This is a genomic window from Streptomyces sp. NPDC048603 (genome assembly GCF_043199475.1).
In the GTDB taxonomy this organism is placed as follows: domain Bacteria; phylum Actinomycetota; class Actinomycetes; order Streptomycetales; family Streptomycetaceae; genus Streptomyces.
In genome coordinates this window covers 18,612-40,727 of record NZ_JBICVY010000001.1, presented here as the reverse complement: position 1 = coordinate 40,727, position 22,116 = coordinate 18,612, and the positions used below count along the sequence as shown (strand labels likewise).

Annotated in this window: 26 protein-coding genes and 4 pseudogenes; 10 read left to right on the top strand and 20 right to left on the bottom strand. The window is 70.0% G+C overall.

Features of this window, described 5'->3' with window-relative positions:
• Positions 1-15: 15 nt before the first annotated feature.
• The gene (locus tag ACGFQ9_RS00215) at positions 16-207 is read right to left on the bottom strand and encodes a DUF6381 family protein (protein WP_393569568.1); all 192 of its coding nucleotides are present in this window, start codon (positions 205-207) and stop codon (positions 16-18) included.
• 142 nt (positions 208-349) lie between these two features.
• Positions 350-724 (bottom strand): carboxymuconolactone decarboxylase family protein, encoded by a 375-nt coding sequence (locus tag ACGFQ9_RS00210; RefSeq protein WP_393569566.1) that lies wholly within the window; start codon positions 722-724, stop codon positions 350-352.
• A 186-nt stretch (positions 725-910) separates the two neighbouring features.
• Here ACGFQ9_RS00210 and ACGFQ9_RS00205 point away from each other — a divergent pair, with 186 nt between their 5' ends.
• Positions 911-1,846 carry a LysR family transcriptional regulator gene (locus tag ACGFQ9_RS00205; protein WP_393569564.1) on the top strand — a complete coding sequence of 312 codons (936 nt, stop codon included), beginning with the start codon at positions 911-913 and terminating at the stop codon, positions 1,844-1,846.
• Between the two features lie 78 nt (positions 1,847-1,924).
• Here the strand turns inward: ACGFQ9_RS00205 and ACGFQ9_RS00200 are convergent, their stop codons facing one another.
• The 3 genes from ACGFQ9_RS00200 to ACGFQ9_RS00190 form a co-directional block, all read right to left on the bottom strand.
• On the bottom strand, positions 1,925-2,221 hold the full coding sequence (locus ACGFQ9_RS00200; RefSeq protein ID WP_393569562.1) for a hypothetical protein: 297 nt from the start codon (positions 2,219-2,221) through the stop codon (positions 1,925-1,927).
• A gap of 822 nt (positions 2,222-3,043) precedes the next feature.
• Positions 3,044-3,367 (bottom strand): DMT family transporter, encoded by a 324-nt coding sequence (locus tag ACGFQ9_RS00195; RefSeq protein WP_393569560.1) that lies wholly within the window; start codon positions 3,365-3,367, stop codon positions 3,044-3,046.
• Complete coding sequence (locus ACGFQ9_RS00190; RefSeq protein WP_393569559.1) at positions 3,364-4,017, bottom strand: FMN-dependent NADH-azoreductase; 654 nt, start codon at positions 4,015-4,017, stop codon at positions 3,364-3,366. The genes ACGFQ9_RS00195 and ACGFQ9_RS00190 overlap by 4 nt, the downstream gene beginning before the upstream one ends.
• Before the next feature lie 111 nt (positions 4,018-4,128).
• Here ACGFQ9_RS00190 and ACGFQ9_RS00185 point away from each other — a divergent pair, with 111 nt between their 5' ends.
• Positions 4,129-4,689 (top strand): TetR/AcrR family transcriptional regulator, encoded by a 561-nt coding sequence (locus tag ACGFQ9_RS00185; protein WP_393569557.1) that lies wholly within the window; start codon positions 4,129-4,131, stop codon positions 4,687-4,689.
• A 49-nt stretch (positions 4,690-4,738) separates the two neighbouring features.
• On the opposite strand, the pseudogene ACGFQ9_RS00180 reads toward ACGFQ9_RS00185, so the two are convergent.
• The 4 genes and pseudogenes from ACGFQ9_RS00180 to ACGFQ9_RS00165 form a co-directional block, all read right to left on the bottom strand.
• A pseudogene (locus tag ACGFQ9_RS00180) lies at positions 4,739-5,203 on the bottom strand (phytoene synthase); the annotation flags it as partial.
• A gap of 69 nt (positions 5,204-5,272) precedes the next feature.
• Positions 5,273-5,818 (bottom strand): transposase, encoded by a 546-nt coding sequence (locus ACGFQ9_RS00175; RefSeq protein ID WP_393569556.1) that lies wholly within the window; start codon positions 5,816-5,818, stop codon positions 5,273-5,275.
• A 73-nt stretch (positions 5,819-5,891) separates the two neighbouring features.
• Positions 5,892-6,848 carry a poly-gamma-glutamate hydrolase family protein gene (locus ACGFQ9_RS00170; RefSeq protein ID WP_393569554.1) on the bottom strand — a complete coding sequence of 319 codons (957 nt, stop codon included), beginning with the start codon at positions 6,846-6,848 and terminating at the stop codon, positions 5,892-5,894.
• 469 nt (positions 6,849-7,317) lie between these two features.
• Complete coding sequence (locus tag ACGFQ9_RS00165) at positions 7,318-7,752, bottom strand: hypothetical protein (RefSeq protein ID WP_393569552.1); 435 nt, start codon at positions 7,750-7,752, stop codon at positions 7,318-7,320.
• Between the two features lie 125 nt (positions 7,753-7,877).
• Between ACGFQ9_RS00165 and ACGFQ9_RS00160 the strand changes: the two are divergent.
• Positions 7,878-8,205, top strand: a pseudogene (locus tag ACGFQ9_RS00160) (transposase family protein); the annotation flags it as partial.
• A 100-nt stretch (positions 8,206-8,305) separates the two neighbouring features.
• On the opposite strand, the gene ACGFQ9_RS00155 reads toward ACGFQ9_RS00160, so the two are convergent.
• Positions 8,306-8,959, bottom strand: a complete 654-nt coding sequence (locus tag ACGFQ9_RS00155; RefSeq protein WP_393569550.1) for a hypothetical protein — start codon at positions 8,957-8,959, stop codon at positions 8,306-8,308.
• 86 nt (positions 8,960-9,045) lie between these two features.
• On the opposite strand from ACGFQ9_RS00155, the pseudogene ACGFQ9_RS00150 reads away from it, so the two are divergent.
• Positions 9,046-9,855: pseudogene (locus ACGFQ9_RS00150) on the top strand (transposase).
• A 149-nt stretch (positions 9,856-10,004) separates the two neighbouring features.
• Here the strand turns inward: ACGFQ9_RS00150 and ACGFQ9_RS00145 are convergent.
• The 5 genes from ACGFQ9_RS00145 to ACGFQ9_RS00125 all read right to left on the bottom strand — a co-directional run bounded on the left by ACGFQ9_RS00145 (position 10,005) and on the right by ACGFQ9_RS00125 (position 14,230).
• Positions 10,005-10,394 carry a hypothetical protein gene (locus ACGFQ9_RS00145; RefSeq protein WP_393569548.1) on the bottom strand — a complete coding sequence of 130 codons (390 nt, stop codon included), beginning with the start codon at positions 10,392-10,394 and terminating at the stop codon, positions 10,005-10,007.
• Positions 10,395-10,524: 130 nt separating this feature from the next.
• Positions 10,525-10,962, bottom strand: coding sequence for an NUDIX domain-containing protein (locus tag ACGFQ9_RS00140; protein ID WP_393569547.1), 438 nt, complete (start codon positions 10,960-10,962; stop codon positions 10,525-10,527).
• Between the two features lie 33 nt (positions 10,963-10,995).
• A complete protein-coding gene (locus ACGFQ9_RS00135) occupies positions 10,996-11,268 on the bottom strand; it encodes an SDR family oxidoreductase (RefSeq protein WP_393569545.1) in 273 nt (90 codons plus the stop codon).
• A gap of 70 nt (positions 11,269-11,338) precedes the next feature.
• The gene (locus ACGFQ9_RS00130; protein WP_393569543.1) at positions 11,339-12,871 is read right to left on the bottom strand and encodes a protein kinase; all 1,533 of its coding nucleotides are present in this window, start codon (positions 12,869-12,871) and stop codon (positions 11,339-11,341) included.
• Between the two features lie 606 nt (positions 12,872-13,477).
• Entirely contained in the window at positions 13,478-14,230 is a 753-nt protein-coding gene (locus ACGFQ9_RS00125; protein ID WP_393569541.1) for a helix-turn-helix domain-containing protein, read from the bottom strand.
• A gap of 190 nt (positions 14,231-14,420) precedes the next feature.
• Here ACGFQ9_RS00125 and ACGFQ9_RS00120 point away from each other — a divergent pair, with 190 nt between their 5' ends.
• Positions 14,421-14,588 carry a hypothetical protein gene (locus tag ACGFQ9_RS00120; RefSeq protein ID WP_393569539.1) on the top strand — a complete coding sequence of 56 codons (168 nt, stop codon included), beginning with the start codon at positions 14,421-14,423 and terminating at the stop codon, positions 14,586-14,588.
• A 332-nt stretch (positions 14,589-14,920) separates the two neighbouring features.
• Here ACGFQ9_RS00120 and ACGFQ9_RS00115 read toward each other — a convergent pair whose 3' ends face one another.
• A complete protein-coding gene (locus ACGFQ9_RS00115; protein WP_393569537.1) occupies positions 14,921-16,153 on the bottom strand; it encodes a DUF418 domain-containing protein in 1,233 nt (410 codons plus the stop codon).
• 293 nt (positions 16,154-16,446) lie between these two features.
• Between ACGFQ9_RS00115 and ACGFQ9_RS00110 the strand changes: the two genes are divergently transcribed.
• Positions 16,447-16,878, top strand: coding sequence for a lamin tail domain-containing protein (locus tag ACGFQ9_RS00110; RefSeq protein ID WP_393569535.1), 432 nt, complete (start codon positions 16,447-16,449; stop codon positions 16,876-16,878).
• A 419-nt stretch (positions 16,879-17,297) separates the two neighbouring features.
• On the opposite strand, the gene ACGFQ9_RS00105 is transcribed toward ACGFQ9_RS00110, so the two are convergent.
• On the bottom strand, positions 17,298-17,972 hold the full coding sequence (locus tag ACGFQ9_RS00105; RefSeq protein ID WP_393569533.1) for a histone-like nucleoid-structuring protein Lsr2: 675 nt from the start codon (positions 17,970-17,972) through the stop codon (positions 17,298-17,300).
• Positions 17,973-18,245: 273 nt separating this feature from the next.
• Here ACGFQ9_RS00105 and ACGFQ9_RS00100 point away from each other — a divergent pair, with 273 nt between their 5' ends.
• Positions 18,246-19,238 (top strand): methylenetetrahydrofolate reductase, encoded by a 993-nt coding sequence (locus ACGFQ9_RS00100; protein WP_393569531.1) that lies wholly within the window; start codon positions 18,246-18,248, stop codon positions 19,236-19,238.
• Position 19,239: 1 nt separating this feature from the next.
• On the opposite strand, the pseudogene ACGFQ9_RS00095 reads toward ACGFQ9_RS00100, so the two are convergent.
• A pseudogene (locus tag ACGFQ9_RS00095) lies at positions 19,240-19,548 on the bottom strand (transposase); the annotation flags it as partial.
• A gap of 79 nt (positions 19,549-19,627) precedes the next feature.
• Positions 19,628-20,263 carry a hypothetical protein gene (locus tag ACGFQ9_RS00090; RefSeq protein ID WP_393569529.1) on the bottom strand — a complete coding sequence of 212 codons (636 nt, stop codon included), beginning with the start codon at positions 20,261-20,263 and terminating at the stop codon, positions 19,628-19,630.
• Positions 20,264-20,397: 134 nt separating this feature from the next.
• Between ACGFQ9_RS00090 and ACGFQ9_RS00085 the strand changes: the two genes are divergently transcribed.
• Together ACGFQ9_RS00085 and ACGFQ9_RS00080 are read left to right on the top strand one after the other, a co-directional pair.
• Positions 20,398-20,529: a hypothetical protein gene (locus tag ACGFQ9_RS00085; protein ID WP_393569527.1), complete on the top strand. Its 132-nt coding sequence runs from the start codon at positions 20,398-20,400 to the stop codon at positions 20,527-20,529.
• A gap of 36 nt (positions 20,530-20,565) precedes the next feature.
• Complete coding sequence (locus tag ACGFQ9_RS00080; protein ID WP_393569526.1) at positions 20,566-21,039, top strand: hypothetical protein; 474 nt, start codon at positions 20,566-20,568, stop codon at positions 21,037-21,039.
• Between the two features lie 10 nt (positions 21,040-21,049).
• On the opposite strand, the gene ACGFQ9_RS00075 is transcribed toward ACGFQ9_RS00080, so the two are convergent.
• A complete protein-coding gene (locus ACGFQ9_RS00075) occupies positions 21,050-21,499 on the bottom strand; it encodes a hypothetical protein (RefSeq protein ID WP_393569524.1) in 450 nt (149 codons plus the stop codon).
• Between the two features lie 318 nt (positions 21,500-21,817).
• Between ACGFQ9_RS00075 and ACGFQ9_RS00070 the strand changes: the two genes are divergently transcribed.
• Complete coding sequence (locus tag ACGFQ9_RS00070; RefSeq protein ID WP_393569522.1) at positions 21,818-22,000, top strand: hypothetical protein; 183 nt, start codon at positions 21,818-21,820, stop codon at positions 21,998-22,000.
• The last annotated feature ends 116 nt before the right edge of the window (positions 22,001-22,116 follow it).

Sequence of the window (22,116 nt, the reverse complement as noted above, 5' to 3'; positions counted from 1 at the left end):
GCCCGTGCCTGCGGACTACATGGGGTCCATGGTGGCGCTTTCCGGTCCGTGGAGCTCTTCGATCCCCTGCCGGATGCGCAGGGCCTTTTCCATCAGCCTCCGCCGTTCCTCGGCGTCGGTGGACTTGTTGGCCGCCCGCTCGAGTTCCTCGGCCTCTTCACGCAGGTGCTGGGCCTGCTCGTCGGTCGGGCGGTTCTCGCCGGTCATGGGATCTCCTCGGGGTCGGAAACGGACTGGACCTTCACTCAAGCACTCCTCGTGGAGCAGCCCGCGGACCTACGCCCTGGCAGCCCCGCCCGTCACCTCCACAAACCCCCGGACGCCCATGCGAGCCGCCACGGCGGGGCCGTCAGCAGGTGGGGGTCGCCGTACTCGCCGGCGTGGCGGACGGGCCGTGGTGGCCGTGACCCTCGTAGAGGCGGTCGGCGAGGAGGGCGTGGGCGAGGGTGCCCCCGGCGCGGACGGAAGCGGTGACGAAGGCGGTCTCGGCGAGCTCCTCAGCGGTGACGCCGTGCCGGCGGGCGGCTGCGGTGTGGACGTCGAGGCAGTACGCGCACTGGGTGACGAGGGCCACCGCCACGGAGATCAGCTCGCGGTAACGGCGCGGAACGGCGCCGTCCTCGCGGTCGACCGCGTTCTGGAAGGCGAGCCAGGCCGCGAACTCGGGCGCGGCGGCGGCGCCGACGGAGCGGGCGCGGTGAAGGTCGTCGGGGTGCGCGTACACGGGTACTCCTCGTGGAAGTAGATGAGGGGAGGGGAAGGAAGGGGAGAAGTGGGCACGTGAGGGACCGGGCGGATGTGCCCGGGGTAGGTGTGTGGTTCAAGGACGGCTCCACCTCACCCCGGATCCGGCCCCGCGTCCAAGACCGGTTCCGCAGGGGCGGCGTCGTTCTCGGTATCGTGGCTGGTCATGGACCTGAAGGCGTTGCGCTGTTTCGTCGCGGTCGCGGAGGAAGGCCACTTCGGCCGCGCCGCAGCACGGCTCCACCTCGCTCAGCCGCCCCTCAGCCGCAGGATCCGCGACCTGGAGGCGGACCTGGGGTGCCGCCTGTTCGACCGCATTCCGACCGGTGCGCGCCTGACCGCGGCCGGAAGGGTGCTGCTCCCGGAGGCGCGCGACCTGCTGGCGCGGGCCGAGCGCGTCCGCGATCGGGTGCGGGCCGCGGAATCCGTGCGCGAGGTCGTCTTGGGCACCGTCGCCGGCGCGGGTCTGGATGCCGGGCCCGCTGCCCTCGCCGTACTGCGCCGCGCTCGCCCCGGGCTGCGGGTCAGGCTGTACGAAGCGCCCGTGACCGATCCGACGGGCGGCCTGCGCGAGCGTCGGGCCGACCTGGCACTGACCCGGCTCCCCTTCGACACCTCGGGTCTGACCGTACGACGGCTCGGAGCGGAGGCCCTGGTGGCGGCGCTGCCCGCGGACGACCCGCTCGCCGAGCGGCCGCGGCTGCACGTGAGGGAACTCGCCGGGCGTCCGCGCTTCCGGCTGCCGGCCGGGACGGACGCGCAGTGGCGCGCCTACTGGCTGGCCTCCGACGAGGGCGCCCCCGGCCCGGTCGTGACGTCCGTGGAGGAATGCCTGCACGCGGTGGTGTGGGACGGGGTGACCGGGATACTGCCGGCCGGAGCCGCGCGCAGGCACGCCCGTCCCGGGATCGCCTTCGTCCCGGTCGACGGCCACCCGCCGAGCCTTGTGGTGCTGGCCCGCTGCGCGGACGCCCCCGACCAGCTCGTGGACGCGGTGGCGGCCGCCCTGACCGATGCCCACGCGGCCGGACCGGACGCGCACCCGACGGCCGTCGCGGGTGCTGGAGCCCTCCTGAGGGACGCCGCGTCCCAGGCGTGTTGAGATCCGCCGGCGCTGACGCCGGCGGCGAAGGCGCTCCCTTCTGCGTGGGTGAAGCAGGAGGGCGGGCGAATGCGGTCGTCACACGGTGCGGGCGACCGTGACCAGGACGGTGACGGCCGGACCGTGCGGGTCGTGGCAGGAGGTGACTGCGGCCCGCACGGCTTCGCGGATCTGCCGGGCGACGTCGACCACCCTGTGGTCGACACGAAGAATGGCAGCGCACTTCTGCTGGCCCAACTGCGCCGCACCCATCCCGGCCGCATGCACATCGAGGGATCCCCCGACGTGGACGGCGTGGAACTGCTCGCAGGCGCCCGCGGTGACGCGCCGGCGGCCGACGCAGGGCAGCTCCCCGGGTCCAGCGAGCCCGTGCACGGATGGGCGGCACCGCCGGACACCCGGAAGCCCACCCGGAAGCCCACCTCCACCTCACCCTCGACCCCGACAGCGCCCCCGGCTCGGTTCTCCACGACTGTGCGAGGGCCCCGTGCAGCGTGCCCGCCGGCCAACGGGCCGGACCCGGCTTCCGGCGAACGCCCGGCTCCGGATGGCCGCGCACAAATCCCGCCGCGCCGAATAGCTCCGTTTCCGCGGGCGGGACCGATCCGCCTTCCGCGTGCGCGAGTGGGACACGGAGGTACCTGAGCTGCGGGTACGCCGGGATCGTGGTGGTATCGGTGGGGTGAGGGACCCGTTTGCGTGCGAGGAGTCGGCTCCTCTGGCCCGGTCGGGTACCGCGGACCGCGCCGCGGCCCGCCGTACCGTTGCTGCCCGTGCGACCGATGGCCGGGACCTGCGGGCGTTGCTGGACCTGCTCGGCCTGTGGCCGGTGGACGATCCCCCGGACGGGACCGGCCGCCTACCGGCCGCTGACCGGCCAACGCCCGGTCCCGACGGTGCAGCGGGCGCGGGCGGCCGAGTTCAGCGGCGATGACGATGCCGGCCGTGGTGGTGACGTTCACCGCCGGTCATCAGAACGACGGCGAGCACGAGGGGGAGGAGGACCAGCACGGTAAAGGTCATGCGCTGCGCGTGCCCCTATCCGGGCTGCTGATGCCGCCGCCTGGTGGGGGCTGCGGGAGATCGGCCGGTTCTGGTCGGTCCGGAGGTCGGAACAGAGGCGAACCGGACCGGGAGAGGCGTACGTGTGCAAGCGGCAGGCCCGCGGCGGCACCGGTCCGCTCAGATGCCGGTCCCCTACTCCGCCGGCGCGGTCGCGTGGGACAGCGCCACGCCGCCGACGATCAGAGCCAGGGCGAGGATGCGGCCCAGGGTCACCGGGTCCTTGTGGACCACGACCCCCAGGGTGATCGCGCCGGCCGCGCCGATCCCGGTGAAGACGGCGTAGGCCGTACCGACCGGCAGGCCCTTCATCGCCAGAGACAGCAGATAGACGGCGACGGCGGCGAGCGCGAAGCACAGCAGCGTGGGAAGCGGCCGGGTGAACCCCGCCGTCGGCTTGATGCTCTGCGACCAGGCGACCTCCACCAGACCGGCGGCGACGAGGAGGAGCCAGTTCACAGGGACGCTCCCGTCCTGCGGGCGGCCGCCAGCGCGGCCGCGCGGGACGCGTCGTGCGCCCCGCGCCGGCCCGCGAGGACGGGATCGGTGAGGGAGTTGACCAGTTCGGTGCCGAGGAAGGTCATGGCCTCCTCCGGCACGGCGAAGTGTCCGGCGAAGAAGTCGCGCAGGTAGCGCTCCTGGTGGTCGTACGGGTGGCGCGGGGTCCCCGGGCCGTACGCCCCGCCGCGCGCGTACGCCACGACGAACCGCCGTCCGGCCAGGGACATGCGCGGGAAGGTGACCTGGTCGATCCATGCCTTCAGGGATGCCGGGACCGAGTAGTTGTACATCGGCGTGGCGATCAACACGACGTCGGCGGCCACGAGTTCGGACAACAGCGGCTCGACGACGGCCCAGGCCGCCTCCTGTGCGGGAGTGCGCACGGCTTCCCGGTATCGGGCGGGGTCGGTGATGCCGTGTTCCAGGACGTGGTCGCACAGCTCGGTCCACGCCTCCCCGATCTGCGGGACGGGGCTCCGGGCCAAGTCGCGGTGGACGTAGGTGCCACCGGGGCAGGACGCGCGCCAGGCGGCGGCGACGGCGTCACCGGCCTCTCGGCTGAAGGACTGGCGGCGGGCGCTGGCATCGAGGTGCAGCAGCGTGGTCATGACGGGCCCCCTCGTATCGGCCGGAACGGTAACCGGACACGGTGTCCAGTTATACCGGACGAGAGGTCTAACCGGACAGGGTGTCCGGTTATTCCGGTAGGCTGGGGCGCCATGGAGACGAGGGAACGCGCGGACGCCGCCCGCAACCGGGCCAAGGTGCTCTCCGCCGCCGCCGAGCTGTTCGCCGCCGGTGATCCGCGGTCGGTCACGATGGAGGACATCGCCCGGGCGGCCGACATCGGCCGCGGCACGCTCTACCGCCGCTACTCGGACGTCACGTCCATCGCGGCGGCCCTCCTCGACGAGCACGAACGCCGCCTGCAGGAAGAGCTGTTGCGCGGCCCTCCGCCCCTGGGCCCCGGCGCGCCGCCACGCGAACGGCTCACCGCCTTCTACGCCGCCATGGTCGACCTGCTGGACACCCACGGCCACCTGGTGCTGGGCGCCGAGACCGGCGAGAAGCGCTTCACCGTCGGGGCGTACGGCTTCTGGCGCATCCACGTCCTCGTCCTGCTGCGCGAGTCAGGCGCCCCGGACCCCGAGGCCCTGGTGGACACCCTGCTCGCGCCGCTGGCACCTGAGGTCTTCCTCCAGCAGCGCGCGCAGGGAGTGACGCCGGACCGGGTCAAGGCGGCGCTGGGGCGGCTGGCGAGCATCCTGCCGGCCGCCTGATCGCGCAGCTCCTTGTCGGTGATGCCGGCGGCGTCCAGTTCCCGGCGGGTCACCGACGTACTCCTTCCGGTCGGGGACGGGCCGGTGTGCCGGAGGTGGCGGCCGCGGCCGGTCGGCGGCTGCCGGTGATGCGGGCCGCGGCCAGCTTTCCCGACAGCAGGACGGGCGGTACGCCGGTGCCCGCGGTGGTGCCGCAGCCGGCGAGGACGGCGTTGGCGGTGCCGCACACCCGGTTGCGGGGGCGGAACGGGCCGGTCTGGAGGAGGGTGTGCGCGGTGGAGAACGGAGTACCGGCGGCGTGCCCCTGCGCGGCCCAGTCGGCGGGCGTCACGAGGCATTCCTCCTCGACGGCCGAGGCGATGCCGTCCAGGCCGCGGCGTTCCAGTTCGCACAGCAGCGCGTCGCGGTAGCGGGGGCCCAGCTGGTGTCAGTCGGTGGGGGCGGGGCCGATGCCGGTGTGCGGGCAGGGGGCCAGGATGTAGTGGAGGTGGCGGCCCGGCGGGGCCTGTTCGGGCGAGGACTTCGAGCGGGACTGGATGGAGCGGACGGGCTGCTGGAGCTCGGTGACCCGGGTGCTGCTCACCTACGAGCAGGTGCGCGTACGGGCTCCCGGCGACCGAGGGCAAGAGCGGCGATCCGAGGTGGTCGGCCTTCGCCCGCCGCGACGGCTTCGACCCCGACGCCCGGTGCGTTGGAAGGTGGAGGTGACGGGCGGCCGGAGCCGTCGCAGGCCAGGTGGATTTTGCTGGCCGGCCCGCCTCGGGACCGTCCGAGTTCCGGGTTCCAGGGCCCCTTTTCGGGCTCCGGCGCCGTGCTGGCGGGCACGGACGATGCTGGAGTCCACCGGCACCAGCCAGTCGATGTCACGGCCGCGTCGGCTTGCGCCTGCGCGGCCCGGAGCATCCCTCGCGCGTCCCGTCTGTGGCCCACCTGCGGAAACGGGTGTGGAGGCCGGCTCGCGACCCGTATCGCTCGGGCACGTCCCGCCAGCGACCCCGGTGCGGACCTGCCAAACGATCCCGTTGAGGACCGTCCGGTCGTCCAGCCGAGGCCGCCCCAGCACAGGAGTGGGCAACAGCGGCTGCACGACTTCCCACTCGCCATCTGACAGTTCATGGCGGCGTATCACGACTCCGTGATCCGCGATCCGAGATCACTTCGAGGGCAGACCCTGGGACTGCCCGCCGAGGGCGACGGAACGGTCAGGCACCGACGGGCGGCGGGGACATCGCCAGCCCGAGCTCGTGCACGTCGACAGCCTCGCGGACCGCGTTCGTGAAGCCGTTCCAGAAGTGGGCCTCGTTTCTGGTGCTGGTGCCCTTGCCGGTGCCGGCCGTGTTCCTCCGGTCCTCCAGGCTGTCGAGGCTGCCGAACATAGCCTGCCGCAGCGCGGTGGACGTCTCCAGCTGGGCGCCGGCTCCGGTGCGGGTGCGGTTCACGATGTTCTGTACGTCGTCGCCGTTGAGCCGAGCGTCGGCCGCGGCCACGGTCACCGTGACGGACAGATCGCGGTCGTCGGGGTGGGGCTTGAGGCCGTGCTTGTCGAAGGCCCAGGCCAGATTGGCCATCAGCCGCCGGTCCCGGCCGCCGATGAGGATCTGCTTCTCCGGCCCGGACTTGGGGCGGAAGCCGTGGACGGAGACGGCGTACAGGTTGTTGGCGCACACGGCCAGGGCCGCCGGGTCGTCGCAGTGGGTGGAGGTGACGTGGAGCGTGTCGTCTTCGGTGAGGGACTCGAACATCCAGTAGTCGCGCTGTACCAGCCCGGTCAGGGCAGTGGGCATGGTGGAACCGGTGCTCTCCTTGTGGGAGTAGCCGGCGATGGCCAGGCACAGCTCGGTTGTGCCCGGCTCGATGGCGCCGCCGTGCGGGGCGAGGATCGCCGTGCTGCGGACGGCGGCGCTGGACGTCTTCAGGTTGTCGCCGAAGTCGCTGCGGGTACTGCACCGGAATCGGCGCATCCAGTCCTCGCCCTCCTTCACCTCGTCGCTGGTGTAGAGATGGGTGTTCGAGGAGAAGCGTTCCATCACGGGGGACGTGGTGCTGCCGTCCTCCGCGGCGGCCGTACTGCCGTTTCCGGCCAGGTCGTTGAACAGAGGCAGGGTGGCGACCGCGACCGCCGCAGAGGTCAGCACCTTGCGCCGACTGGTGAAGTCCATGCGGTGATCATCTCGGATGAACGCGCCGTGACGGAAGGGGAATACGCCGGGCGAGGCCGGTGGGAGGCCGGGGCGTGGGCGTCTGCCACGTCCTTCCCTTGGGCAGTTAAGCCATCAGGTTCCCCCGGCCGTCCCCCGATCGTTTCGGAACTCCGGAGGCGGTGTGTCAGGTCGGCCGGGTGGGCGGGCATTCCCTCGGCCGGATGCGTGAGGTGGCCGACGTCACTTCGGTGGCGGCCCGCGCTGTCGCGTGTCCGGTGGTGGCCCCAGCACCCCCGCAGGGCTGAATTTTCCCTCGCGTACGCGTGGGCGGCTTGTGCGGTGCACTTCCAACTCGCCCCGGATTCAGGGCTATTGACACAAATGGGACTCTTCTGCATGTTTCCGGCACGGCCCGGTGGCCTGGCCGTCGATGTGTGATCGGAGTGCGTTTCATGGCGCGTTTGGTGCTGGAGTAGTACGACGAGAATCAGGCCGCGGGCCGCCTGCGGGTGCCGGTGGCGGCCTGGCGGTGGGCGACAGGATCGGGCCTGGTCCCGCCAGCGGACGCCGGTCGCGGGTTGTGGTCGCGGGCGGTGGTGGAGGCCGCTGACCCCGGGGCCGTGCGCGCGGCGCTGCGGGGCCCGATCGGTGCCGGGGTGGCGGCGGACCGGCTGACGCAGGCCCTGGGGGAGTCGCTGCCGAGGTGGCGGCCGCGGGTGACCGCGTCCGGGGTCGGGCACCTGGTCCGAGCCGGTCTCCTGGTCCGCCTCGGCGGGACCGTCCGTTCCCTGACGTCCACCCCGAGCAGGTGGCCCTCCTCGCCCGCCGCCCGGCCCTGCCCGCCCTCCTCGACCGGCACGTCCCCCTGGGCCCGGACCAGACCGCCCCGGGCCTCGGTGTCCGAAGGACCGACTGAGACCACATGGTCAGGCTCGGTCTCGTCTCCCCAACAACCACGGTGACCATCGACTACAAGCACCACGGCGCCCTCACAGTCGTCCCCCTCTGCTCCGCCCTCGACATCGCGCTGCTCCCGGTCCTGCGGCCCTCGCCTCGGCCCGGCCGGCGCCTGGGAACAAGGTCGATGCCCACGTCTGGCGCGAGTCGGACCTGCCGGCCGCGGGCGCGGAGACGACGGTGATCGCCGACGGTGCCTACCTGGGCACCGGCTTGATCGTTGCGCACCGCAGAAGGGCCGGTCGTCCCCTCCTGCAGGAGCAACGCCGAACACCGACGCGGCCGGGCCCGCGTCGAGCACTCCTTCGCCCGCATGAAGAACTGGAAGATCCTCTGCGACTGCCGCCAGAGGGGCGACGGCCTCCACCACGCCGCCCAGGCCGTCGCCACCATGCACAACCTCGCCCTGAAACGGTGAACCAGCAGGTCAACAGCCACTCAGCCCTGCCCGCACCGAGCTTTTCTGCAACACCCTGTAAGGGCTGTCCCGTAACTGCCAGGAGGGGTAAGAGTCGGGCTCAGACTCCCTTCGGGTCTGCTGCTGAGGCCCAGCGACGGATGTGCGGGTCGGGATGGACCCGGGCGGATGCGATTGTGCTTTCAAGTAGTTCATGCAGGTATGACGGATATGCCGCGCGGGAGGTGGGCAGATCCAGCAGGACACGGTGGCGCATCGGCAGATCGGTGGCTTCGGCGAACATCCGCAGGGATATCTCCAGCCAGGCGGCCTTGATGTCCTGCGACTCGTCCAGCGCGGGATCACGTACCCCGCCCGGTGCGTAGGCCGGAGACCGGTCTGCACGCACGGGCACGTGGGCGCTGTACCAGGCCCGCACGGCACCAGCTCGCTCGGCATTCGTGCCGACCCGCAGGTAGTCGACCAAGGCCGCCATCACACGGCGGCGTCCGAATGCGTAGACCGCCGGCTCGACGAACCAGCGGCAGAAGCTGGGATCCGGGTCGTACACGGCGGCCGCCATCAGCGGGGCGAACCACTTTTCGGGCAGACTTGCACGTTCGAGCAGGGGCTTACGCGCCGCATGGGCGAGGTGGCGGGCTTGCCGCTCCTTCGGCTCCATGACGACGTCTCCGATGCCCAGCAGCCGGGCCACCTCTGTCACGCATGTCAGGAATGAACGCGGTTCTATGCCGCTCTGCTCGTCTTCGGCCACAGCAGCATTCTGGACTGCCCGGATCGGCAGGCACAGGGCCGGATGGCCGCTGGTACTTGGGCGGAAGAGCACTCACCCGGCCTCCCGTGGGTGGAACGATCACGGCGTCGGAGCCTTCCTGGATAGCCCTGTTCTCCGGGCTGAGCCCTCGCGCCTTCAGGAAGCTGGTGACCGTGCTGCGATGTGAGGGTGCGGACCCGGCCCGCAAAGGCCGGCTATGGAGCCTCACACTGGAGTACCGGACCCTGCTGATGGCCGCGTACTGGCGCACGAACCTGACCTTGCGTCAGCTCGCACCGTTGTTCGGGGTGTCCAAGTCTGCCGCGGACCGGATCATCGACCACCTCGGACCGATGCTTGCGCTTTAGCCCCGTCAGCGTTTCGCAAAGGACACCGTGCTCATTGTGGACGGGACGCTGGTTTCCGCCCGGGATCACGCCATCTCAGCGCAGTCGAAGAACTACCGGTACTCCACCAACCACCGGGTCGTCGTCGACGCCGACACCCGCCTGATCGTCGTGGTTTGCCGACCACTCGCCGGAAACCGCAACGACTGCAAGGCGTGGGAGGAGTCCGGCGCCAAGGCCGCCGTCGGCAAGACCCTCGTGATCGCCGACGGCGGCTACCTGGGCACCGGACTCGTCATCCCACACCGTCGCGAGCGCGGCCAGACCGAACTGCCGGACTGGAAAGAAGAGCACAACCGGTCCCACAAGCAGGTCCGGGCTCGGGTCGAGCGCGTCTTCGCCCGAATGAAGACCTGGAAGATCCTCCGCGACTGCCGCCTCAAGGGAGATGGTGTCCACCACGCGATGCTCGGCATCGCTCGGATGCACAACCTAACCTCGCCCTCGCCGAATAGGCCAACGGGCTCCACCGTGATCAACCATGCCTGAGGCGACCCGTAGATCATTTACGGGACAGCCCTTAGATGATCAATTCCAAGGGACGCCTGCGGAGGGTGTGGGGTGAGTGGTGGCCGAAGCCACCGCGAAACGGTCAGGCGGCGGGCTGCTGGCCCTGGTTGTTGAGGTGGCAGCGGCGGTCAGGCGGCAGGGTCGATTTCGGGGTGTGTGAACCGCACCGGCTTGCCCAGCGACCGGGCGTAGGCGATCTCGGCTCGGGTGCTGTCTCCGATGTAGTCGCCGACTACGAGCACCTCATCAGCGAGCCGGACCTTCGCCCGGTGCAGACCGTCGAGTCGAACCTTCAACGCCCCGGCTTCGACAGGATCGGACCAGAGCTCGTGCGGCGACTTCATGTCAATGCCCGGTTTGACGACGATCTTTCCGGCTTTGGTCTCGCGCAGATCGGCCTCGTTCATCTCGGTCATGAAGCGGGTGGAGCCGCAGATCACGACGATATGCGGGAGGCTCAACAGCTTCTTCGCGTCGGCAAGCTTTTCCTCGGGGGTGAGCAGTTGCGGGTATGACACTGGTTCCTCCTGGTGGTGCGGTCCATGGGGTGCCTGGGGAGACGAGAACGAGGGTGCCCAAGATCGGTCGTCGAGGTCGCGGGGCTAAGCCAATTGGGGGACCCAGTCCCTGAGGGGCCTGGGCGGCTGACTACGCTACGGGGGCGGTGAGGCCGCCTGCCCGGATGGAGTCGAGCAGCGCGTCCTTGACCTGGGGCGGCATCAGGCTCAGGGCGTCGATGGCCTCGACGGTGAGAGGGACTTCCTCAAGCAGGTACTCGCCGCGGTCGTCGCGCTGAAACTCGGGTCCGGTGCGGTCGTCGAAGTCCCAGGAGAGGATCTGGGCGGTGTAGAAGTCCTCGGCTTCGCCCTTGTCGTTCTCCAGCTGGCAGAACGGACGCAGGTCGGCGGCTTCGCCGGCGATCTCCTCGCGGACTTCCCGCAGCAGTGCGGCCTCCAGGTCGGCGTCCTGGGGCTCGACACCGCCGCCGACGAGGACCTGGTACGCCGGGATGCCGGGGCGGATGCGGTTGATGACGAGCATGGTGCCGTGATCGGTGAGTAGGACGGCGCGCACGCGCTGCTTCATGAGCTGGTCTCCCTGGTGGTGGTCGGTCATGGGTCAGTGGGGCAGCCAGCCGCCGTCGATGGTCAACGACTGGGCGGTGATGAACGATGCGGCGGGGGCGGCGAGGAAGGTGATCGCGGCGCCGACGTCTTCGGGCTGGCCGCAGCGGGGGACGCACTGGCGGGCGATCTGGGGTTCGGGCCTGGCGCGGTGGTGGGCGGGGAGGTCGTTCTCGGCGGGGACCTGGATTGCCGCCGGGAGGACAGTGTCTACGGTGATGCCGTGCGGGCCAAGTTCCCTGGCCAGTGACGGGGTGAGGCCGAGCACTCCGGAGCGGGAACGGCTTCAGTGTCCAGGTTCCCGCTTCCGCGGTGGCGGGGTTCTGAACACTCGCAGGTCATGTGCCGTCAGGAGTGCCGACGGCTTTCCGGCGCCAGGTTTCTGCCTCGGCCCCGCGGCCGGTGTTCTGCAGCAGCAGTGCGAGGTTGTTCATGGCTACGGTGTTTCCGGCGTCGGCGGCTTTCCGGTACCAGGTTTCTGCCTCGGCCGCGCGGCCGGTGTTCTGTAGCAGCACTGCGAGGTTGTTCAAAGCGATGGTGTGTCCGGTGTCGGCGGCTTTCCGGTGCCAGGTTTCTGCCTCGGCCGCGCGCCCGGAGTTGGCCAGCAGCAGTCCGAGGCCGGTCATGGCGTCGGTGTTCCCGGTGCCGGCGGCTTTCCGGTACCAGGTTTCTGCCTCGGCCGCGCGCCCGGCGTTGGCCAGCAGCAGTGCGACGTTGTGCATGGCGTTGGTGTGTCCGGTGTCGGCGGCCTTCCGGTACCAGGTTTCTGCCTCGGCCGCGCGCCCGGCGTTGGCCAGCAGCAGTCCGAGGCCGGTCATTGCGTCGGTGTTGCCGACTTCGGCGGCTTTCCGGCACCAGGTTTCCGCCTCGTCGAGGCGGTCGTCCTCTGCCAGCAGCAGCGCGAGGCTGAACATTGCGTCGGTGTTGCCGGCTTCGGCGGCCCGTTGGAGGCGCTGCTCGTCGGTTTCCGAGGCATCCGCTGCTGGTTCGGGGGTTGGCCCGGGGGCGAGGTGGGCGGAGCGCAGGCGTGCGGCGACGTCCTTGGCAGTGAGGGGACGGTCGGCGGGGTCTTTGGCCAGGAGGGAGGTGATGAGGGTGTCGATGCCGGGCGGGATGGCGGGCTGGTGGGTGCTGGGCGGTTCGGGGGTGGTGGACAGGTGCATGGCGATGACGGCGTACGCGGAGTCTGCGGTGAACAGGGGGCGCCCGGTGAGGAGCTCGTACAGGCTGACGCCCAGGGCGTACAGGTCGGCCGAGTGCATCGGTGTCTGGCCTCTGAGCTGCTCGGGAGCCATGTAGAGAGGGCTGCCGAGTAGCGCTCCGGTCGTGGTCAGGACGAGGGTGCTGTCCTGGATCTGGGCGATCCCGAAGTCGCAGATCTTGACGGTGCCGTCGTCGAGCAGCATGAGGTTGGACGGCTTGATGTCGCGGTGGATGATGTTCCGCGCGTGGGCGGCGGCCAGCCCGTCGCACACCTGGGCGCCGTACTCCAGCACCTTCTCTATGGGAAGCCCATCGGGGTGGTCCTCGCGCAGGACCGTCGCGAGATCACGCCCTGCCAGGAATTCCATGACGAGGAACGGAGAGACTTCCACCTGCCCGCCGTCTCCCGTCTCCCGGTGCTCGCCGAGGTCGTGGACGACGGCGATGTTGCGGTGGTTCAGCCGGGCGGCTGCCTCGCCTTCACGGCGGAAGCGGGCCAGGACGTGGGCGGCGAGCCGGTCGTCACGCAGATGGGAGGCGAGCACCATTTTGACCGCGACGGTGCGGCGCAGCCTCAGGTCGGATGCCGTCCACACCTCGCCCATGCCGCCGTGCCCCAACCGGCTGTCGAGCCGGTAGCGGCCCGCCAATTCCATCCCCCTGTACATGCAGATCACGGTATGCGACCCGTCCGCGATAGGACGGGAAACCTTCGAACCCGCTCCGCCTCCTGCGAAGTGGACCGCGACGAAGCTCCGGTGGGGTCTTGCGGTGGCTGAGGCGGAGCGGGACCGGCTGCCTGATATCGAGGCGGGCTGCGGCGGTACCGACGTGGAGTTCACCCCGGCCCCGTAGCCCTGTGCAGGAAGGCCGAGGGCCCCCAACCTCCGTTATCGGGGTTGGGGCCCTCGGCTGGTTCGGCGGCGGGTCGGGTACGACGCGCGGCCGGTGCCGGGGTGTGGTGGGTTGGGGTCTGGTGCCCAGCGGGTGGTGCTCGGTCATCCTGCGCGTGTGTTTCCGGGTTCCGGGTCGCGTTCCTGGGGTACGCCTGGGCCCGGGCAGGTCGTGCGTGGTGCCGTCAGGCGGTTGTCTGGTCGGTGCTGTCGGTGCTGTCGGTGCTGTCGGTGCTGTCGGTGCTGTCGGTGGTCTGGTCGGTGGTGCGGTTCCGATTGCGGTTCTTGGCACGGATCTTCTTGGCTGTGTATCCGGCTCCGGCGACGAGGAGCGTAACTCCGGCCCGCAGGCGCGGGCCCAGGCCGGTGAGCTGCGTTTGGTCAGGTGTCGTGGGCCGGGAGTGTGCGGTCGGTGATGATTCCGCTGACGTTCCTGAGGGTGTATCGCTGGGTGTAGCTGGCCGGGTGGATCACGAGGTCGAGGTACAGGCTCTTGCCGTTCTTTCCTCCGGCGGCGACGTAGCGGCCTCCGGGATAGAGGTACTCGGTCAACGCCCCTTTGACCACGGTCCTGGTCTCGGGCACCTGGAAGACGAACGGGAACGGCGGCCACTCCCGGGCCCAGGCCTCCACCGCGGCCTCCCGGGCGGCGGTCGCCGCCACCTCTGCCCGCAGCCGCTCGGCCTCGGCCCGCTCCTTCGCCAGGCGCTGACGCAGCCCATCTGCCTCCTCCGCGGCCAGGGCTGCCGCCGCCCGCTGCGCCCCCAGCTCCGCCAAGGCCTGCTCAAGTTCACCGCGCGACGTGGCCAGCGCCTCCTGCGCAGCGTCAAAGTCGCGGTGCTGCTGAAGGGCGGCCTGCCGGGCGGTGCGGGCCTGCAGGGCCCGGCGCCGGGCCTCGGCCCACGCCCGGGCTTCGCTGTGCCGGTGGCACGCAGCCAGCAGCCGCTCGAGTTGTTCCTCCCGTGGGATGACTCCGCCCCGCCAGTTCGCGAGCGAGTTCTCCGAGACGCCGGCACGCCGGGCAAGCCCGGCCAGCGACGCCCCTTTGGCGAGGTGGCCCGCTATCAGCTTGGCCAGGGCCGCGGTGAAGCTCTCCTCGTCCTTCACCCGCACCAGTTCGTCGATCCCGACCATCGCCCACCCCATCCTTCGACCCCGACCACCCCACAACATAGGGAAGCTGGGGCCTCCTGCCAGCACAATCCCCAACATCGCCCCGAGCCGGCACAAGTTGCGCCGCCCGGACCCGGTCCGCCCTGTGCAGTGGAGACAGCACATGCCGGGAACCGCCCGGCCGGTGCTCACCGGCCCAAGGGAGGACCGCATGACGACCATCACCGAGCTGCTCGCCCAGTCCGCGGCAGCAGTGCTCGGCGCTCTCGTCTCCACCGCGCTCACCGCGGCCGCCGCCAGGGCGTGGAAGGGATGGCGTGCCCACAACGCCCGCCGAACCGGTTCGGCCGGCGACGATGCGGGCGGCGACTGCGGCTGACAGCTGTGGGGGCATCGTGGCCCGGGCCGCACCCGGCTGATGACGTACTCAGCAAGTGAGCCATTTCGGGCGGGCCCGGAGCGACGCAGCGCGGTGCCCGCGGGGTGACGGCGGCGGGGCCGCTGCCTGGTGGTGGGGCGGTCCCGTGTGTGCGGTGCATGTGGTGCGGTTACCAGGGGGTGCTGGTCAGGGCAGGGCGCGGCGTTGTTCATGCGACGCAGTTTCATGAGCTCCGGCGGCAGTCCCCGGACGTGGCGGCGGACGATGTGCCGCCACCCGTCGGGCCAGCGGCGGTCGGTATCCGCAAGGGCCCCCGCGCCGGGCCGGAGGCCTCAGCGGACGGGCACCGGCCGCTCGGCGGCGTGCGGGCGACGTGCCAGAGTGATCGCGCGGAGCAGCCATTCCACGGGACCGTACCGGTACCGGGCCATGAGCCGTGCGCTCAGGGCCAGCTGGCCGGCGTAGAACAGCAGCACGCCGAGGGTGACGACGGCCGCACCGAGACGGTCGTACAGGGCGAGGCCGTACGCGGTGAAGACGAATGCCATGACGAGCGACTGGCTCAGGTAGTTCGTCAGCGCCATCCGGCCGGCGGGGGCGAAGAGCGCCGAGACGCGTGCCCCGCGAGCCGAACGCAGCAGCAGGAGTGCTCCGCAGACGTACGCGGCGGTCAGGGCCGGGGCCGTGACCATGCCAGTGATCTCGCCGAAGAGCGCCCATCGGGGGCCGAGGGGCCCGTTGGTCGCCAACGCCATGAAGAGGCCGCCGGGCAGGCCGACGGCGGCACCGAGCACGCAGATGCGACGCAGCCGCGCCGCCGGGACGCCCGCATCGGCGAGCAGACGCCGTTTGCCGCAGTGCAGCCCGGTCAGGAAGGCAGCCAGGACGAAGCCGCCCATCATGACTGCGGCGAGGAGGGCGGTCGGCATCTGCGAGAGGTTGGTCCGCACGACGGAGGCCGCGTCGCCCTGGTAGCCGGCGATCAGTCCGGCGAACTCCGACGCGATGTCCGCGTCCAGTTCGGCCGACTCTGCGTCGGACAAGAACAGCGACCCCAGGCCGAGGAGGAGCAGGAAACCGCTCACGCACGCGTACACGGTCTGGGCGGCGCGCAGTGCCGTCCGCGCCGCGCAGTCGCGTGCCGTGATCAGGATCAGACCGAGCACCGCGTAGGTCACGAGGATGTCCCCGGTGTACAGCAGCACGGCGTGGGCGACACCGAGGACGAACAGGCCGAGGGACCGCCGCAGGAGCCGGGGCACGGGGCGGGCGCCGTCACGTTCGGCCGAGGCTAGTTGGAGCGTGAGGCTGTATCCGAACAGGAACGAGAACATCAGGTAGAACTTGCCGACCGCGAGAGTCTGGACGATGCCGCTGACGGTCTGGTCGAGGGCGGGGGCGTCCGCGTTTCCGACTGTTCCCAGGCCGTAGGGGCCAGCCATCATCAGGGCGTTCACCAGCAGGATGCCCAGCAGCGCGAAACCGCGGAGGGCGTCGACCTCCGCTATTCGGGGCGGTCGTGGCGGGTGTGGCTGTGGCTGTGCGCAGGCGGCGTTCGATGTCATTGCTTCCCCCGATGGTTGGTCATGGCGACTGTCCGTCTGTCCGCGGTGAGGTGCGGGTGCGTGTGGCGGCCCGCTGGGTGATTTGGTCCCGTTCATCCTGATGCACGTTTGCGCCCGAAGGTTCCGGAGCATGATGAAGGCCCGGGATCCCACTGCTTCGCGCCATGTCCCATTCCGCCCGGGAGGGCGGTGTACCAGCCGGGCCGACCGGCGGGCCGCCTCCCGCCCGCCCGTCAGGCAGCCCGCCAGGCCGGCAGCCAGAGCCATGAGGGGACCGGGCCCGTGGTTCGACCGTGCCGCGGTGGTGGCCTGGCTTCGCGCGGCCGGGAGCTGACCGTAACCGCCTGCCTGCCGGGCTGGCCCTGCTCTCCCCGACTCCGGCGGAGGCGGCGGGGTCGGTGCACCTGTCGAAGATCTGGTACGACTCGCCGGGCAGCGACACCCGTACCCAGGCCGGCCTGAACGCGGAGTGGGTGCAGATCACCAACACCACCGGGACGGCGGTGAACCTGCGGAGCCGGACCCTGACCGACGCCTCCAGCCACCGGTACACGTTCCCCGCCTTCACCCTCAAGCCCGGCAAGACGGTCACGATCCGATCCGGCCGCGGCACCAACACGACGACGAACCCTTACCAGCAGCGTTCCGCGTACGTGTGGAACAACGACCGTGACACGGCCACCCTCCGCCGCGCGAACGGGACCGTGCACGACACCTGCTCCTAGAACTCGGTCCGCTACGACTACAAGACCTGCTGAACGCCGTCCCGGGCATGGCCCGGGTTGTCTGCTGGGCCGAAGGGCCGTCGCCCGTGTGCGGTGACGGTCCGTGCACCTGTCCGGGTTCGGGGTCTGTGCTGGCCAGGAGCCGCCAGCCGCTCCTCCAAGCCGGTCACGAGGACCACGCTCCGCCCCCGGTGACATCAGGGCATCGCCTGGCAGTCCCCGCTCGGCCTGCTCTCCGGTCCGGCCTCGGCGGCACGGTGGAGCTCCAACCGGGTATCAGCCCCGATCTTGCCGGTACGGATGGGAGTTGATCAGCCGTACGAGCCGGATCAGCTCCTGCCGAAGGTCAGCCGTGTGTGACGGCGTAACGGCCGGCGCGTCCCGTGGCCGGACCAAGCCCTGATCTCGGGTGGGCCGGTTCACGTTTGGTGGGCGTCTTCCCATGCTCGTCGGACCTCGGGAGGGATGCGGCCGCGGCTGGGCACGTCGTAGCCGTTGGCCCGTGCCCATGTGCGGATTGCGGCCGTGTCGACGGGGGGCTGTAGCGGTGTGTATGACGTCTTGTACAGGACAGGGCGCGAGGGAGCGAAGCTCGGCTCTTGTTCGGCCAGCCCGGAGGGAAACACCGGGACACGGGTCATCCCAGAGAGCACGGAAACGAGGAAGTTGGTGAGGCCGCCGTCGAAGGTGTACCAGTGCGGCCCGCGGGCCTCGTTGACCGCGATCCGCCATTGCTCGGGAGCATCGAGGGAATCGGTGACCCAGAACAGGTATTCGCCGTTGTCGGTCACGCCGATGGGGAACAGGGAGTCCGGGTGATGAGGGAGGGGCGGGGTGCCCAGGCGCGCTTGTTCGTGGAGTTGGGCTCGGATTCGGCCGGGCATTAGGCCGGTGAGGTTGACGAACTCGGTGACCCCGTGTGGGTGGAAGAGGGAGAGGTAGTCGTTGAACCGGCCGGGACCGTAGCGGTCGGCGAGCTGTCGGTAGTCGGCGGGCAGCGCCATGCCCAGGGCCGACTCCACTGACGTCCAGTCGATGGTCATGGGTTTCTCTGGGGGCGGGCACAGGCGGGTCAGAGCGCTGATGTCGGTCACCGGATACCTCGGCTGCGTCGGGACTGCTGGGCTGCGTGGTCGGGGTTGACGAAGTCTTTGTCCATGTGGAAACCGTCCGATCCGTCGGCGAGTAATTGTCAAATCCTGTGGATCTGATCGGCACGGCTGGGCGTCGGTCGCATCGTGACATGCGACGGCGACGAGTCTTGACGTCGCCAAGGGGTTGCGGCCGGCCCCTGGTTCGGGAGGCGTTCTGTCTCACAGAGTGGTGCTCGCCGGCCGCGAGGTGGATGGGCTGCTAACTTCCGCGTCATGGTGGACCACAGCGACAACGCAGCCGACCGGATACTGGTGGCCAGCGCCAAGAGCGGTGTCTTGCTGTTCGGCATCACGCCGCCCCGCCTGGGCACCGCTCCCGAGCGGATCCGGGAGATCACTGCGGCCACTCTGGCACGGTTGAACTTCCTCGATGTGGACGGCCTGGCGCTCTACGACATCGACGACGAGATCGATCGCAATCCGGCGGAGCGGCCGTTTCCGTACCTGCCGACGATCGATCCAGCCACCTACCACGCGGAACACCTCGGCGAGTGGACCCGCCCCGCGGTCATCTACCGATGCGTCGGCAAGTACACGGCGGCGGAGCTGCGGACCTGGATGCAGATGGCCGACACAGGCCGCGTGCTCAGCGTCTTCGTTGGTGCGTCCTCGAAAGACAAAGCGGTGCGGACCCGTTTGTTTCAGGCGCAAACCCTACGCGCCGGCGCCCGTCCAGACCTGCTGCTCGGCGGCGTCGCCATCACCGAGCGCCCCCAGGAGCACCTCCGGCTGCTCGCCAAGCAGGAGGCCGGATGTGCGTACTTTATCTCGCAGGTCGTCTACAACGCCGACGCGGTGAAGAGCATGGTCTCGGACTACTACTACGCGTGTCGCGAGCGGCAGCTGGAACCGAAGCCCGTCGTGTTCACGCTCTCGGTGTGCGGCTCGGTGAAGACACTGACGTTCCTCAAATGGCTCGGCGTCGACATCCCACGCTGGCTGGAGAACTCCCTGCGCCACGCGGACGACACGCTGGCCGAGTCCTATCAGCACTGCTTGGCGAACGCCCGAGACTTGATGGCCTTTTGCCGCAAGCTCGGAATGCCGTTTGGCTTCCTCGTGGAGAGCGTGTCCATCCGCAAGGTCGAGATCGAGGCCTCGGTCGCTCTGGCCGCCGAGCTCAGCGGACTGCTCGGACGAGGTCGACCCAACGGCGTGAGGGCGGCCATGAACATGCCGCTGCCGGGTCCTGCGATCGGGACGTAGCTCAGGCTGCTGTCACCTCCTCACGCTCGATGAGCACGCCCTTGTCGAAGCGGGCTCCGGCCCGCACGAGGGCGACGAGATGCGGTGCGTTCACCGCTCGCCAGCGGGCCTGAGCGGACTCCACCAGCTTGAAGACCATGGCCAGGGCGGCGGCCCGGGATCCGGCGCCCTTGGTGACCTTGGTCCGCAGACGGACGGTCGCGAAGGTCGACTCGATGGGATTCGTGGTCCGCAAGTGGATCCAGTGCTCGGCGGGGAAGTCGTAGAACGCCAGCAGCTCGTCCTCGTCATCGACGATCTTCTTGACCGCCAATGAAGTCAGTCGTTCGGCCAACGAATCCAGCCGAGTGACGAGTCGCGTCCCGTCCCTCAGAAGCGGGAGGGGCCCTTCAAAGCCCAGCGGGTCGCTCTTTCGAGTGCCAATCCGCCTCAGACCAGTTGTACTCCTCGAACTCGTCGGGAACCTGCCCACAAGGGGCGTAGACGCTGATGAACAGAGTCGTGGTCGAGTTGTTCCACCGCACGTCGATCTGGTCGGCGCCTTCCGGGTTTTCGAATCGGAAGCCCAGTTCGCGGAAGGTTGCGCCTGCGCGGTCGCCTTCGTGGGTGAGTCTCCAACCCTTCTGCACCAGCTGCTGGCGCACGCGCCGCTGCGCGTCTCGGGCGGTGGCTTCGGGGACGTCGGGCACGCTCCAATCGAGACCGAAGCTGCGGACGTCGCTTCGCGCCTCGTCAATGTGGGCGATGCTCCTCAGCCCGCGGTAGTAGCAGGCGCCGGTATCGACCCTGCCCGAGTCCGCAGCGTACTTTTCGGGCAGCGCGAACCCGTCGTACACCTCGTCGGACCGGGCCTTGAGCCGTTGCGCGACCGCGTCGGGGTCGACCGAAGGATACGGCGCACCGTTCCACATGACGTTCCCCGCCACTACGGCAACGACCAGCAGCGCCACCATCACGAGTGCTGTGACGGCATAGAGCACGGACCGCGTGGAGGCCCGGGCTCTGGATACAAGACTCTTGAACATGTATGTGACGGTAGGCGTCACCATTGCGCTAGGCATGAGTAGCCGTACCCAGGAGAGGTCTGGAGCACTCACTGAGGCGGGTGCCGAAGCGACGAATGCAGAGAGCCGGTGCGTCGGCCAGGGAAGGCGGAGGGGTGCTCGGCAAGACCCAGAGCCGCAAGATGATCGCCGCCGAGCACAACCGGCAGGGCGGAAACCAGCTCGGCCAGTTCTACAACGCCCACCGCATCCTGCCCGGCGACGCCTTCCACTCACGCATGAACTAGCCATGCTGGTTCCGACTTTCCCTGGAGCTGCCGAACATGAAAGGTCCCTACCGGTTCTCTGTCGCGGAGAACCAGTTCTACGTCCTCGGTGACGGCGACCCGGGCCACCTGAAGAACCGGACCATCGCCGCAGCCGGAAACAACGGCCTGGCCGCGGGAGGAAAGGACCATGCCGTCGCGATTACGGGGATCGGCGCCGGCACGGCGACGATCCGCTTCGACCTGACTCCCGCCCGGCTCGGCCCCGACACGTCGCAGCCGTGGGAAGACGTCGCCGAGTTCGACTACACCTCCACCACGGAGACCGTCCACCTCGCGGCCTGCATGGGCCCCGACGAGGAGAGCGACGACATGGATGCCTACGAAATCGACCTGGCCTTCGCAGGCCCGGACGACTACCGCATGCGCCTCCATGCCCGGGGCCGGAGCATCAACCCCGACGGCGTCCAACAGGAGAGCGACCCCATCGCCGAGCACTACCTGCTCCAGGTCTGGCCCTCGTCAGCCTGACGGCACACCATCACTTCTCCAGACCGGCTGGTTGAGCTATCTCCGATGTCTTGGCGGCTGCGGCCGGTACGCCGGCCAGGGCCTGGTCGAGGCGGGCGCGCGAGATATCGCACAAGCCCGCGATGACTGGATGAACGGCACCCGCTTCGGCGAAGTGAAGGGCTACGACACCGGGCGTTCCTCCAGGACGAGGAGTACCGCGCGCGCTGCTTTGGCGTACGAACCCCCGGACGCGCCCTTCTTGCCGCCAGGGCTGCAGGGCGTGGTTGACCTGGCGGACATAGTCGTGGGCACGTGGAGAAGCGACGCGGGAGAGGACATCGACGGCGCGTTCGCCGCCTCTGCGTGCGGAGAGGAAGTCGCGTTCCGCCTCATGCTCGGCGGCCTCCCCCTTGCCGTCCTCGCACTCGCCTTCGGCGCGTTCCTGCTGTACCCGCTGCGACGGCAGCCGGCGGTTCACGCCCCCACGAACTCGGCATCCGACCCGAGGCGTACGACCGGGAACCCGACGTCGACTTCACCCCGCTGCGCGGACTGGACCTGACCGCCAGTCCCGGCGGCCAGGCTGCCCGAGCCGTGAGGGAACCGGCCGGTGACGCCCTTTCCGACGCCCGCGCGGCCCCCCCCACGACCGCGCCGGACTCGATCCCGGCCGCCGCGCGGCGGGCGCGGTCTGCGCTCCTACCACTCCCAGGACACCTACTCCGCCGCCCAGAACGGGCTCGTCCCCGCCTCCCACATCATCCGGCTGCCCCGCGTTCCGGTCAGGGGGATCTACGTGGAGGAAGGAAACTCCGACGACGGGCGGGTGACCTGGGTGCACTCCTCCAACCCCAGCCTGCTCGGGGAGACGAAGGCGCCCGGTCACCTGAAGACCATCCCCGAGTTCGGCTCCTTCGACGCGCACCACATGGTTCCCGCCATCGCGTTCGGCCACACGGCCCAGTTCCCGCTGCGCTGAGCCCGGGCGCCCGCGAAGGAGAGGATCGCGACGGTCCCGCGCGGCCAGTAGCTTCTCGTCCCATGCAACGACGACCGCTCGGGAAGGGGTGCGAGGCAGGCGAAACCGTGCGCCGG